We start from the raw sequence: 13813 nt of genomic DNA on the forward strand, positions 1-13813 counted from the left end.
CCAGACAACTGGAAACATACCTATGAGCCTTCAATCCTTGCCGCGTGACACGCAGGCGGCTGTCGCGATCATCAAAGATGACACCCAGGCGCTGCAAATTGCCCACGCCCAGGCCGAAATCTTCAAAGAGCAGAGCGCCATTCGTGATCGCGAACGTCGTATGCCGCATCTTGAGCTGGAGCAATTTTCCCGATCGGGGCTGTGGGGTATCAGCGTGCCGAAAGCCTTTGGCGGCGCGGGGGTTTCCAGCGTCACCCTGGCCGAAGTCATCCGCCTCATCTCGGCGGCCGATGGCTCGCTGGGGCAGATTCCACAGAACCACTTCTACGCCCTCGAAGTGCTGCGCGTGAACGGCAGCCCCGAGCAGCAGAAGCGTCTGTACGCCGAGGTACTTGCGGGCCAGCGCTTTGGCAATGCGCTGGCTGAGCTTGGGACCAAGACCGCCCACGACCGCACTACGCGCCTGAGCCCGGACCTTAATAGTGAGGGCAAGGGCTGGCGCATCAACGGTCGCAAATTCTACGCCACGGGTGCGCTATACGCGCAGCGCATCCCAACGTCGGTGATCGATGACGTTGGCATTCAACGACTGGCGTTCGTCCCGGCTGATGCGGCGGGCCTTAACGTGATCGATGACTGGAGCGGCTTCGGCCAACGCACCACCGGTAGTGGCTCGGTGGTGTTCGACAACGTGTTTGTCAGCGTTGAGGATGTGGTGCCGTTTCAGACGGCGTTCGAGCGCCCGACGACCGTCGGCCCGTTGGCGCAGATTCTTCATGCGGCTATCGACACCGGCATCGCCCGCGCGGCTTATGAAGACGCCCTGCATTTCGTGCGCACTCGCACCCGTCCCTGGATCGATTCGGGCATCGAAAAGGCCGTGGATGACCCTTTGACCCTGCACAGTTTCGGCAAGCTAGGCATCCGCCTTCATGCCGCCGAAGCCTTGCTCGAACGCGCCGGCGACTATCTGGACCGGGCGCAGGCCCAGAGCACTGCCGAGAACGTGGCACAAGCCTCAATTGCCGTAGCCGAAGCCCGCGCCATCAGCACCGAGATTTCGCTGGCGGCCAGCAGCACGCTGTTCGAACTGGCAGGCTCGCAGGCGACCCTGGCCGAACACGGGCTGGATCGTCATTGGCGCAACGCGCGGGTCCACACCCTTCATGACCCTGTCCGCTGGAAGCACCACGCCATCGGCAATTTCTACCTCAACGAGGTCAATCCTCCACGTCGAGGGACGATCTGATGAGCAAGAAAAAAATCCTGCTCAATGCGTTCAACATGAACTGCATCGGGCACATCAACCACGGTTTCTGGACCCACCCCCGCGACACCTCGACCCAATACAAGACCCTCGAGTACTGGACCCGGCTGGCTCAGTTGCTGGAGCGCGGGCTGTTCGACGGACTGTTCATTGCCGATATCGTCGGGGTCTACGACGTCTATCAGAAATCGGTTGATGTGACGTTGAAGGAGTCGATTCAGTTGCCGGTCAACGACCCGCTGCTGCTGGTCTCAGCCATGGCCGCGGTGACGAAAAACCTCGGTTTCGGCCTGACCGCCAATCTCACCTATGAAGCGCCCTATCTGTTCGCCCGCCGCATGTCGACGCTCGATCACCTGACGCGCGGGCGCGTGGGCTGGAACATTGTCACCGGTTATCTGGACAGCGCCGCCAAAGCCATGGGCCTCACGGAGCAGATCGAGCATGACCGTCGTTACGACCAGGCCGACGAATACCTGGAGGTGCTGTACAAGCTCTGGGAAGGCAGCTGGGAAGACGACGCGGTGATCGAGGATCGCCAGGCGCGCATCTACGCCCAACCGGAAAAAGTGCACCGCGTGCGCCACCACGGCGAGTTCTATCAGGTGGAGGGTTATCACCTGTGCGAGCCATCGCCGCAGCGCACCCCGGTGCTGTTTCAGGCGGGCAGTTCCGAACGCGGTTTGCAGTTTGCTGGCAGCAATGCCGAATGCGTGTTCATCAGCGCGCAGAACAAACCCGCGACCCGCGAGCAAGTGGACAAGGTACGCGCCAGCGCCGTGGCGGCCGGTCGTAACGCGGACGATATCAAAGTGTTCATGGGCCTCAACGTCATCGTCGGAGCGACTGAAGAAGCGGCGCACGCCAAGCACGCGGAGTATCTGAAGTACGCCAGCGCCGAGGCCGGGCTTGCGCACTTTGCCGCCTCGACAGGCATCGACTTCGCCGACTACGAACTGGACGAGCCCATCCAGCACGTCAAAGGCAACGCCATTCAATCAGCGACGAAAATCCTCAAGAGCAACGACTGGACCCGGCAGAAACTGCTGGACCAGCACGCGCTGGGCGGTCGCTACATCACCGTGATCGGCTCGCCCGAGCAGGTGGCAGACGAGCTGGAATCGTGGATCGCTGAAACCGGTCTGGACGGCTTTAACCTGACCCGCATCGTCACGCCCGAGAGCTATGAAGACTTCATCGATCTGGTGATTCCGCAATTGCAACGGCGCGGTTCGTACAAGACCGCTTACGAGCGCGGGACCTTGCGCGAAAAGCTGTTCGCCGGGGGTGATGCGCAGTTGCCGCAGCGGCATGTCGGGGCGAGCTACCGAGTATCAAACCAATGATTCAGATCGCTTGACTTGACGTCTTCGTGAGCTTGCTCACGAAAGCGGTCTTGCAAGTGCCTGAAAAACTAAAAATCTGAACACTGACTCGGACACCACACCATGCGCAAAACCCTTCTGACCCTGGCCCTTTCCTTTGGCCTGTTCACCGGCATCAGCCAGGCGGCGGATCAGCCACTCAAGGTGGGCACCACCGCCGCTTTCGCCATTCCTCTGGAAACCGCCGTGGCTGAAGCCGACAAGCAAGGCCTGAAGGTCGAGCTGGTGGAGTTCACCGACTGGATCGCGCCAAACGTCAGCCTCAACGCGGGCGACATCGATGTGAACTACTTTCAGCACATCCCGTTCCTGGAAAACGCCAAGGCCGCGTCGGGCTTCGACCTGGTGCCTTACGCGCCGGGCATCATCAACAACGTTGGCCTGTATTCCAAAAAGTACAAAAGCTTCGATGAGCTGCCCGTGGGCGCCACCGTGGCCATTGCCAACGACCCGATCAACAGCGGACGCGGCCTGCAATTACTGGCCAAGGCTGGCCTGATCACACTCAAGTCGGGTGTCGGTTACAAGGCCACCGAAGACGACATCACCGCCAATCCGAAGAAGATCAAGCTGATTCAGGTCGAGGCGGTGCAACTGGTCCGCGCCTATGACGACGCCGATCTGGTGCAGGGCTATCCGGCCTACATTCGCCTGGCGAAAACCTTCGATGCCGGCTCGGCGATCCTGTTCGACGGCCTGGACCACCCGGAATACGTCATTCAGTTCGTGATCAAACCGGACCACAAGGACGACCCGCGCCTGGCCAAATTCATCGACATCTACCAACACTCCCCTGTGGTGCGCGCTTCACTGGATAAAGTGAATGGCTCGCTATATCAGGTTGGCTGGAAGAACTGAACATGAATGCAACCGTGCAACGCTCCCTATCACTGGAAGAGCCCGCTGCGCATTGCGCCGCACAGGCGCGCTTGCACCCGCAGAAGGCCGACGCCCATGTGCGTTTCAGCCAGCTGGGCAAGGTTTATCAAGGCCAGCAAGGACCGGTAGCGGCTCTGCAAGGCATCGATCTGGATATCCAGCGCGGCGAGATATTCGGCATCATTGGTCGCAGCGGCGCGGGTAAATCGTCGCTGATCCGCACCATCAATCGCCTGGAGCAACCCAGCAGTGGGCGGGTGTTGATCGATCAGGTCGACATTGCTGCCTTTAACGAAGACAAGCTGGTGGAGCTGCGCCGAAACATCGGCATGATCTTCCAGCACTTCAACCTGATGTCGGCCAAAACCGTGTGGAAGAACGTCGAGCTGCCGCTCAAGGTGGCTGGCGTTCCCAAGGAGCAGCGCCAGCGCAAGGTTGCCGAACTGCTGGAGCTGGTCGGCTTGCAGGACAAACACAAGGCCTACCCGGCGCAGTTGTCGGGTGGGCAGAAACAGCGCGTCGGTATTGCCCGAGCGCTGGTACATGATCCGCAGATTCTCCTGTGTGATGAAGCCACCTCGGCGCTGGATCCGGAAACCACGCAATCGATTCTGGGCCTGCTGCGCGAGATCAATCAGCGTCTGGGGCTGACGATCATTCTTATCACCCACGAAATGGCGGTGATCCGGGAAATCTGTGATCGGGTGGTGATACTGGAAGGCGGACAGGTCGTCGAGCAAGGCCCGGTATGGCAGGTGTTCGGCGATCCGCAACATGAGGTCAGCAAGACGCTGCTGGCGCCGTTGCAACACGCGTTGCCGCAAGACCTGCAGGCTCGCTTACACGCGCAGCCTTCGGGCAACAACGCCAGCGTCGTGCTCGATCTGCAATTCACCGGCAGCGACGGCAACGAGCCGGATCTGTCAGCGCTGTTCAGTGCGTTTGGCGGGCGCGTCAGCCTGCTGCACGGCGGTGTGGAGCGCATTCAGGGACGAGCGCTGGGGCATTTGCTTCTGGCCGTTAGCCACTCGCCGTTGTCGCCCGAAGAGCTGCTCCTGCGCGCTCGCAAACAAGCGCAACATGCAAAGGTACTGGGTTATGTGGCTTGATCGTTTATGGCAAGGCGTTATCGATACGTTTCTGATGGTCGGCGTGTCATCGCTGATCGCGCTGGTTCTGGGCATTCCGCTGGCGGTGATTCTGGTCACCAGCAGCAAGGGCGGAATCTTCGAAGCGCCGAATATCAATCGGGTGCTGGGGGCGTTCGTGAACATCTTTCGCTCGGTGCCGTTTCTGATCCTGATGGTCGCGCTGATCCCCTTCACCCGGTTGATCGTCGGCACCACCTACGGCGTCTGGGCGGCAGTCGTGCCGCTGACTATCGCAGCTACACCCTTCTTCGCGCGCATCGCCGAAGTCAGCCTGCGTGAAGTCGATCACGGCTTGATCGAAGCCGCGCAGGCAATGGGGTGCCGGCGCTGGCACATCGTCTGGCACGTGCTGTTGCCTGAAGCACTGCCGGGTATCGTTGGCGGTTTCACCATCACGTTGGTGACCATGATCAACTCGTCTGCAATGGCCGGTGCCATCGGCGCGGGTGGCTTGGGTGACATCGCTTATCGCTATGGGTATCAGCGCTTTGATACGCAGGTGATGCTGACGGTGATCGTGTTGTTGGTGGTGCTGGTGGCAGCGATTCAGCTGGGCGGGGATCGGCTGGCGCTTCGGTTGAACAAGCGATGAAGAAGATCGATAGCTGAGCTGCTCGCACACTACCACTGGCTCACCTGTGAGGAGCGCCTGCTCATGAGGCCCGAAGCATCAGATGGCTGTGCGAACGCTTCGTGAGCAAGCTCACTCCCACCGTTTTTCATCGTGGCCCCGACCGTGATCCCGCGCCGGAGTATATTGGCGGCTTCTTCCGCTCAGACTCCTTCGCGCATGAAACTCGATCCGCAGGTCCTCGCTCAGATAACCGCCATGACGCTGGGCAACTATAACGACGTGGCCGAGAGCTTTCGCGAAGGCACTCGGGATCACGATGTCAGCCAGAACATCGACGCGCTGTTGCGTAATGTTCAAAGCACGACACCCTTTCAAATTCTCGATTTCGGCTGTGGGCCAGGGCGAGATTTGCGCACGTTCACGGCTTTGGGGCATATCGCCGTCGGGCTGGACGGTTCGCAACGCTTCGCCGAGATGGCCCGCGCCGACAGCGGGTGTGAGGTGCTGCAGCAGAATTTTCTGGAGCTCGACCTACCCTCCGAACGCTTCGACGGCATCTTTGCCAATGCCTCACTGTTTCACGTTCCTGGACAGGAGCTGCCACGGGTGCTGCGGGAGTTGTGCGCAGCGTTGAAACCCGGCGGCGTGTTGCTCAGTTCCAATCCGCGCGGCAACAACCAGGAAGGCTGGAAAGGCGAGCGTTATGGTGCGTTTCATGATCTGGAGTCATGGCGTGCGCTGCTGAGCGCTGCAGGGTTTGTCGAAGTCGAGCATTACTACCGGCCAGAAGGCTTGCCCAGGGAGCAGCAACCCTGGCTGGCGAGCGTCTGGCGCAGAGCCTGATAGGTCACCACCGTTGCATCGGGCCCAATCGCCGTCACACTGTGCGGCCCGAATGCCTGGCCGCCAACGTCCCTGGCTTGGCTATCAAAATTCGCCACCAGCCGTGTGCCATCGGCGAACGTGGTTTGTTGAACTCGCTTGTCGTGAGTCAACCACTGGAATCCGGTCAATGCTTGCGTCCCAAGACGCTCATGCAAAGGGCGGAAAAAAGCGTCCTGGCGCTGTATCGCCTTCAACCGTTTGCTCAGCGTGTCACGACTCAAGTGGTAAAGAGGCGGCACGTTGTAGAGCAGTTGCGTCAGTTCGTTCTCAACCTGGACGTTGCTGAGCTTGAGGCTGTCGAACAGCCAATGGTGGGTGGTGATGACCGAGCCGTGGAACACCGTCTGATAGAGCGGCACACGGGTCGTCGGATCGAAGTGCACGCGGCGATAAGGCTCCTTGATCGGCACCGGCTTAAAGAAAACGGCAGGCTGTTCGGGGGGATACCAACTGCCCAGATACCAGGGTGAGGTCCTGTTGCGGGCCAGGTCAGGGTCACCCCAGCCAATCACCGGCGTTTGCATTCCATGAGCAAAGAGGATGCCCTGGGACGTGCTCGCGTTGCCGTCCTCGGAGCCGACAGTCAGCCCCTGTGACCCGGCGATCCACCGCGCCCCATCGACGTTGGCTTCTGCGTTCTGCGCTTGAGTCAGTGTCGCACCGGGACGGTAACTGTCGAACACCATCCCTGTGGCGTAGGCATCGAGAAACCAGCTGTTGAACCCGGCCACCTCACGGATGGCTTGCACGCGTGCCTCAAGCAAAGGCCGGACACAGCGCGGATCGGTGTATCGCCCGGATTGCTGAAAGCCGCTCCTGGGCCTGCCGTCCTTAAGGACGATCCCGCAGTCGCGGTGCGCATCGCTGCCCAGATGGGCGGTGGTCCAGTCTGGATTCTCGTTGTCGGAAAGCGCCGTCTCATATGAGTCGTAGGGCGCAATCAAATAGCCCGCCTGCACGGCCGCTCGAACCGCTTCGGGATGCCACAGGCCGCCCTCCCACCCTTCGCCGAGGCCTAGCCATAAGTGCGTAAGACCGGCAGCACGCATCGCATCGATGTTCTTCGCGGACAGCATGCCGCCCCACGTGGAAGGGTCATCCGTGAGGGCTGCGCCAAAAAGCTGGGCAACTTGCGCTCGCAGCTCGCCATAGCTCCCCGCCAGGCGCCGCATGTTCGGCCTCGCGTCAGACTGCCATTGGTCTCGGGCCACTGAGTTGAATGCTTGGTTCAAACCGCGCAGCACCAGGTTTTGCTCCCAATGCTGCACCGGTGCGCTTTGGCGGTGAAGAATCGCGCTCGCCTCGGCATCCATAAGCCTGCGCAGCCGACCGGCCAGCGGTGCCGACGACGCAAGCGCCTCGACCAGCCTGGGCCAGGACCTCACATCGTCCGGGCCCAGCAAATCATTGCCCCATAGATAGACATGCGCAGCGCCTAGCAACTTGTAGGCCTCGGGGGTTACGGCGAGCTTTTCCTCGAGGGTCTGGTATGCCCCAGTGTCGATCAGCCATTGCCTATAATGACGCGCACCGGCCAGTGGGTCCGGGTCTCCCAAGTGCAGGCGAAAAGTCATGGGCGCTTGAGGATCAAGCGAGGTGAATTCATGCCGGGCGGAAATCGCCAGGGCATTGCCCTTGGCCTTGAGCCTTAGCCGATTGTTGAACGGTTGGGTCAGTACCCAGGTGAGACTGAACGCTCCGTGGTCCATGCCCCACAGCGGCAGGCTGAGATCCTGCGTGGTATTGAGTTCACCCTGCTCGACCAGAAACCGCTGCCACACGCCATTACCCCGGGGCACGTAATGCCCTTCGGCAAGCGGCCATATCAGCGCCTCGCCCATCGCATCAGCGGGCTGATTCAGAAATTCCAGAACGCCCGCCTCGCGGGCCTTGATGGTCAGCAGCAACTCATGCTGATCGAGACGCGCTTCGAGCGACCAGGAGCCCCCACTCCACTGCCACGTGAGTCGATCTGCTGTTCGCTCAAGGTGGCTGACAGGGTGCGCAGCAACACCCGTGGAGACCTCTACCCGCATTTGCCCGGCAGGCTGAACCTGAATCGCTAACGTCGACGGATCCAGACCAACCCGCCAGAGCGCGTTGTCCAGCGTCTCACCGGCCAATGCATTCGCGCATACGACAGCGCAGAACCCGCAAACGGCGCGTAACAGAAACCCCACCATATCGACACCCCCTGAGCCATGGAGGGTGTCGACCCTAACCGCAACGCCTGCACACGTCTCTCAGACACGTCCTAAAATCACGAAGGCCCTCGCAACTCAGCGCGTAGGCGCTGGCTCACCCTGATTCCCCTCATCGTCGGCGCCCTTTTCCTCGGCGTTGTGCTGCTTGTCCTGTTCAGCTTTCTCCCGCTGCTCTTGGGTCGGCTCCTTGATCTTGTACCAAGCGACGTAGAGCGCTGGCAGGAACAGCAACGTCAGCAAGGTCGCGATGATGATGCCGCCAATCATTGCGTAAGCCATCGGTCCCCAGAACACCTCACGGGCAATGGGAATCATGCCCAGACTGGCCGCTGCGGCGGTGAGCAGAATCGGTCTGCGCCGATGCTCGGTGGCTTCGGCGACAGCGTCCCATGGCAGGTAGCCGGCGATTTCATACTCATGGATCTGCGTGACCAGAATCACCGAGTTGCGAATGATGATGCCGATCAGCGCCAGAATCCCGAGAATCGCCACGAAGCCCATCGGCGTTCCCGTCGGCACCAGTGCCAGCACCACGCCAATCAGGCCCAGCGGCGCGACACTGGCGACCAGAAACATCTTCTGCACGCTCTGTAGCTGGATCATCAGGAAGGTTGCCATAAGGAAGATCATCAGCGGCACGACCTTGGTGATCGGTCCCTGGGCCTTGCCGCTTTCCTCTACCGTGCCGCCGGTGGCGATCTTGTAGCCGACCGGCAAGCTTGCAGCGAATTTGTCGATTTCGGGCTTCAACTCCTGCACCAGGTCCGTCGGCTGCATCTCGTCGCGCACGGCAGCCTTGAGGGTAATGGTCGGCTTGCGGTCGCGGCGCCAGACCAGCGGCTGCTCCATTTCATAGCGCACATTGGCGAAAGCCAGCAGCGGAATCGAGGTGCCCTGCGGCGTGACGATCTGCAGGTTCTGCAGGGTCTCCGGGGAGTCACGCTCAATGTCCACAGCGCGTCCGACGACGTTGATCAGATAAATGTCATCACGCACCTGAGTGACGGCAGAGCCGGTGACGATGCTGTTCATCAGCTGCGCCACGTCCTCGGAGGACAGTCCCAGCTGCCGCGCTTTGTCCTGATTGATGTCGATGCGCAGGACTTTGCCCGGCTCGTTCCAGTCGTAGATCATCTCGCCGATGTGCGGGTTCTTGCCGAGCAGAGTCGCCAGATCGATGGCGTGCTGGCGGACCTTGTCGATGTTTTCGCCGCTGACGCGGTATTGAATCGGGCGCCCTACCGGGGGGCCCATTTCCAGTGGCTGGACATAGGTGCCGATGCCGACGAAGTCGTTACGCAGGCGCTTGTTAATGCGATCCATCAGCCCCGCACGTTCCTCCAGGCCTTTGCTGACGATCACCAACTGCGCGTAATAGGGGTTTTCCAACTGCTGATCCAGTGGCAGGTAGAAACGCACCGCGCCCTGCCCGATGTAAGTGCTCCAGCGCACGATGTCCGGATCATCCTTAAGCGTCGCTTCGAGCCTGTCCACGGCCTTGCGCGTCTCATTGATCGAGGCGTTCTGCGGCAGGTTGAGGTCGACCAGAATCTCGGGGCGGTCCGAAGACGGGAAGAACTGGTTCTGCACGTAGCGCATGCAAAACACCGAGGTCGCGAAGAGCAATACGGTAATGATGATGGTCAGCCAGCGGTGACGCATGGCCCAGAACATCGAGCCATTGAACGCACGCGCAATGCGGCCCGGCTTGTCGTGCTCATCTTTCTTCTTCACGTTCTCGCTAAGGATGTGCACCGCAATCACTGGCGCGAACAGCACCGCCACTACCCACGACACCAGCATCGCCACGGCAATCACCGCGAACAGAGTGAAGGTGTATTCCCCCGCTGAGCTGGCATTCAGACCGATGGGCACGAAACCGGCCACTGTCACCAGCGTGCCGGTCAGCATCGGGAACGCCGTGGACGTGTAGGCGTAGGTCGCAGCCTGCTCCTTGGACTCGCCCTTTTCCAGGCGCGAGACCATCATCTCCACGGTGATCATGGCGTCGTCCACCAGCAGGCCGAGGGCAATGATCAGCGCACCGAGCGAGATCCGCTGCATGGTGATGCCGCTGTACTCCATGAACACGAAGACCATCGCCAGCACCAGCGGAATCGAGCACGCCACCACCAGTCCCGCGCGCATGCCGAGGCTGATGAAGCTGACGATCAACACGATCACCACCGCTTCGAACAGGGCGCTGGTGAAGCCGCCAACGGCTTTTTGCACCACCTGTGCCTGATCCGAAACGTTGTTCACGCCGACGCCGATAGGCAGGTCAGCCGTCGCGGCATCCATGCGTTCGTGCAGCTGTTTGCCGAACTCCTGGACGTTACCGCCCTTCTTCATCGCGACCGCCAGACCGATGGCCGGTTTGCCATTGAAGCGGAACAACGGTTTGGGCGGGTCGACATAACCACGAGTGATCTCGGCGATGTCGCTCAAGCGGTAGAAGCGGTCGTTGAGGCGAAGATTGACCTTCGCCAGGTCCTTCTCCGAGGCGAACTGCCCGGAGGTGCGCACCGAAATCCGCTCGGGCCCGGCCTCGATCACGCCCGCCGGGGTCACTGCGTTCTGAGACTGCAGGCTCTGCACCACCTGACGTTGATCGAGCCCCAATGCAGCCAGTTTTCGAGTGGAGAAATTCAGGTACAGCACTTCGTCCTGCTGGCCAATCATCTCGACCTTGCCCAGCCCCGGTACGTCGCGGATTTGCACCCGCACCTGTTCGACGTAATCACGCAGCTGACGCATGGTCAGGCCATCGGCAGTGAAGGCGTAGATCGAGCCGTAGACGTCACCGAACTCATCGTTGAACGAAGGCCCTTGCAGCCCTTGGGGAAAGGTGCCGCGAATGTCATCGATCTTTTTGCGCACCTGGTACCAGATGTCCGGAATCGCCGAGGCACTGGTGGTGTCGCGCAGGTAGACGAAGACCGTCGATTCGCCCGGTCGGGTGTAGCTTTTCACGTAGTCGAGGGAGTCGAGTTCTTCGAGTTTTTTCTCGATGCGGTCGGTCACCTGCTCAAGGGTCTCGTCCACTGTCGCACCCGGCCAGCGGGTCTGGATGACCATGGTCTTGATGGTGAACGAGGGGTCTTCCTCGCGCCCCAAATTCATGTACGAGAACACGCCCATCAGCAAGCCGACGAACATCAGGTACCAGACGAAAGATTGATGCTTGAGCGCCCAATCGGAGAGGTTGAACTTTCCTTTCATCGTGGGCTGTCCTTATCGACTTTAACTTTCTGCCCCGGTTTGAGGCTGTTCACACCGGCCGTTACCACCCGCTCGCCGCTTTTGACACCACCGGCCAGAACTACGCTGTCGTTATCGCGGCTGACCACAGTGACAGGGCGTGGCGATACGGTCTGGTTCTGCGTATCGACGATCCAGATCCGGGTCTTGCCATCGACTTGCTGCACGACATTGGCAGGCAGCTCAATGCGCGGCGCGATGGCTGAACTGAGGGTCACGCTGATCGCCGTGCCAAGCCGGAACGACGCTGGCGTATCCGCCAGGGTCAAACGGGCCCGCCGCGTGCGGGTCGTGCTTTCAGCCTGCGGCTCCAGTTCGCGTATGGTGGCGGTGGTGTTGATCTCGGGGTCCAGCTGACTGGCAACCTTGAATACCACGCCCTTGGGCAATTGCTCTGCCAGCGAGCCCGGTAGATCGATGACCGCTTCCTTGATATCCGGTCGGGCCAGTGTGACCACCTGTTCGCCAGCGCTGACCACCTGCCCGGCTTCGACTTTCCACTCGGTCACGACAGCATCGTGATCGGCCCGCAGTTGGCTGTAGCTCAACTGATCTTTGGCCTGTTGGGTTGCGGCCCTGGCTTGTTCATAGGAGGACTGCGAAGTTTTCAGGTCAGTTACCGCGACGTCCAGCGCGGCTTGAGCGCCGACGCCACGGTCGAACAGTTCCTGCTGACGGCGGGCATTGGCCTGGGAATTGATGAGCTGCGCCTGAACCCGGGCCAGATCACCCTGGGTTGAACGCACCTGGTTTTGCTGGTCGGTGGGATCGAGCACGGCAAGCATGTCGCCCTTCTTCACTTCGGCGCCGACATCAACGCTGCGCTGGGCAATGCGGCCAGAGACGCGGAACCCCAGCGTGCTCTCATATCGTGCGGCGATATTGCCGGCAAACCGACCCAGGCTTTCCTCGGCCTGAGGCTTCACTTCCATGAACAGCACCGGGCGCACCGGCTCAGGTGGCGGTTCTTCCTTGCCGCAGGCGCTGATCAGCAATCCGGCCAACGCGACTCCTGAAAGGCGCTTCATGGCTGCGCTCCTGTGGAGTTCTGGACGTCGGCCAGCTCGACCTGCATGTCCGGGTGCAGCAACTGATTACCTGCGACGACCACTTTTTCGCCGTTCTTCAGGCCATCGATGATGATCACCTTGCCGGTCAGGTAGCGGCCCACTGTAACCCCGCGCAGGCTGGCCTTGTTCTGGTCGTCGACCACCCACACCGCAGGCTGGCCGAGCTGATCGCCCAGGCCTTTGGTCAACGCCGACCACGGCAGCTCGACGCTCTGTTTGGCGGGGACTTTCAATGCAGCGCTGACCACCGAGCCCAGTTGCATGCCCTGAGGCAACGCGTCCAGCGCGATTTTCACCTGCAGCGTGCCGGTTTGTGCCGAGACCGATGGCGTGACTTCACGGACTCTGCCGTTGACTTTGATTTGCGGGTTGTCCAACAGCGTGACCTCGACCGGCTGGTCGGTTGGCGGATTGACGAACAGCGACTCGTAGACGTTGAACACGGCATCGCGCTCACCGTCGCGCGCCAGACTGAAAATCGGCAGGGTGGCTTGCACCACTTGACCGACTTCGGCCTGACGCGCAGTGATGATGCCCGGCGCTTCGGCAATCAGCGAGGTGTAGCCCAGTTGCTCGCGGGCGTTGGCGAGCTGCGCCTGAGCCGCCTTCAACGCGCTCTGGCTGCCACGCAGCTGTGCTTGAGCGGAGTCGTACTCGCTTTTGCTGGTATAGCCTTTAGGCAGCAGCTTTTGCTGACGTACAAAGGCTGCGGCGGTCTGATTCACACGAGCCTGTTCGGCAGCCTGAGCGGCAATGGCCGAGTCCACGTTGGTCTGCAAGTCCTTGGGATCGAGCTTGGCCAGCACTTGTCTGGCGCTGATGCGATCACCGACGTCGACCATGCGCTGGATGATCTTGCCGCCGACGCGAAACGATAACTGCGTCTGCACGCGGGCCTGGATGTCGCCGGTCAGTGCCACGGCTGCGGCAAACCCGGCGGTTTTAACCTCCTGCACCTGCACACGCGGCAGAACCGGGTCCTTGGGTTTTTCCTTGCCGCAGCCAGACACCAACGCCAGGCACAGGCCGAGCGTCAAGGCAGTCAGACTATTTTGAAGAACCGAGGGTTTAGCAGGCATGCAAGCTCCTTGTGCCAGTGCCAACGCGTGCGCCCGCCGCCGAGCGGCGTCGAGAGGT

Annotated in this window: 10 protein-coding genes; 6 read left to right on the forward strand and 4 right to left on the reverse strand. The window is 60.9% G+C overall.

Annotated elements, in window-relative coordinates:
• Positions 1-22 precede the first annotated feature (22 nt).
• The 6 genes from EC915_RS20640 (at position 23) to EC915_RS20665 (ending at position 6099) form a co-directional block, all read left to right on the forward strand.
• On the forward strand, positions 23-1249 hold the full coding sequence (locus tag EC915_RS20640) for an SfnB family sulfur acquisition oxidoreductase (protein ID WP_133752362.1): 1227 nt from the start codon (positions 23-25) through the stop codon (positions 1247-1249).
• Positions 1249-2613 carry an LLM class flavin-dependent oxidoreductase gene (locus tag EC915_RS20645; protein WP_133752363.1) on the forward strand — a complete coding sequence of 455 codons (1365 nt, stop codon included), beginning with the start codon at positions 1249-1251 and terminating at the stop codon, positions 2611-2613. The genes EC915_RS20640 and EC915_RS20645 overlap by 1 nt, the downstream gene beginning before the upstream one ends.
• Positions 2614-2715: 102 nt before the next feature.
• Positions 2716-3510, forward strand: a complete 795-nt coding sequence (locus EC915_RS20650; RefSeq protein ID WP_133752364.1) for a MetQ/NlpA family ABC transporter substrate-binding protein — start codon at positions 2716-2718, stop codon at positions 3508-3510.
• Positions 3511-3512: 2 nt separating this feature from the next.
• Positions 3513-4640, forward strand: a complete 1128-nt coding sequence (locus EC915_RS20655) for a methionine ABC transporter ATP-binding protein (RefSeq protein ID WP_133752365.1) — start codon at positions 3513-3515, stop codon at positions 4638-4640.
• Positions 4630-5274, forward strand: coding sequence for a methionine ABC transporter permease (locus tag EC915_RS20660; protein ID WP_133752366.1), 645 nt, complete (start codon positions 4630-4632; stop codon positions 5272-5274). The genes EC915_RS20655 and EC915_RS20660 overlap by 11 nt, the downstream gene beginning before the upstream one ends.
• Before the next feature lie 198 nt (positions 5275-5472).
• Positions 5473-6099: a bifunctional 2-polyprenyl-6-hydroxyphenol methylase/3-demethylubiquinol 3-O-methyltransferase UbiG gene (locus EC915_RS20665; protein WP_133752367.1), complete on the forward strand. Its 627-nt coding sequence runs from the start codon at positions 5473-5475 to the stop codon at positions 6097-6099.
• Here the strand turns inward: EC915_RS20665 and EC915_RS20670 are convergent.
• The 4 genes from EC915_RS20670 to EC915_RS20685 all read right to left on the reverse strand — a co-directional run bounded on the left by EC915_RS20670 (position 6033) and on the right by EC915_RS20685 (position 13755).
• Positions 6033-8324, reverse strand: a complete 2292-nt coding sequence (locus tag EC915_RS20670) for a glycoside hydrolase (protein WP_133752368.1) — start codon at positions 8322-8324, stop codon at positions 6033-6035. The two genes, EC915_RS20665 and EC915_RS20670, sit on opposite strands and share 67 nt — an antisense overlap.
• Before the next feature lie 96 nt (positions 8325-8420).
• Positions 8421-11567: an efflux RND transporter permease subunit gene (locus EC915_RS20675; RefSeq protein WP_133752369.1), complete on the reverse strand. Its 3147-nt coding sequence runs from the start codon at positions 11565-11567 to the stop codon at positions 8421-8423.
• Complete coding sequence (locus tag EC915_RS20680) at positions 11564-12634, reverse strand: efflux RND transporter periplasmic adaptor subunit (RefSeq protein ID WP_133752370.1); 1071 nt, start codon at positions 12632-12634, stop codon at positions 11564-11566. The genes EC915_RS20675 and EC915_RS20680 overlap by 4 nt, the downstream gene beginning before the upstream one ends.
• Positions 12631-13755: an efflux RND transporter periplasmic adaptor subunit gene (locus EC915_RS20685; RefSeq protein WP_133752371.1), complete on the reverse strand. Its 1125-nt coding sequence runs from the start codon at positions 13753-13755 to the stop codon at positions 12631-12633. The genes EC915_RS20680 and EC915_RS20685 overlap by 4 nt, the downstream gene beginning before the upstream one ends.
• Positions 13756-13813 lie beyond the last annotated feature (58 nt).

Origin of the sequence: Pseudomonas sp. LP_7_YM (assembly GCF_004364435.1) — a bacterium.
Taxonomy (GTDB): Bacteria; Pseudomonadota; Gammaproteobacteria; order Pseudomonadales; family Pseudomonadaceae; genus Aquipseudomonas.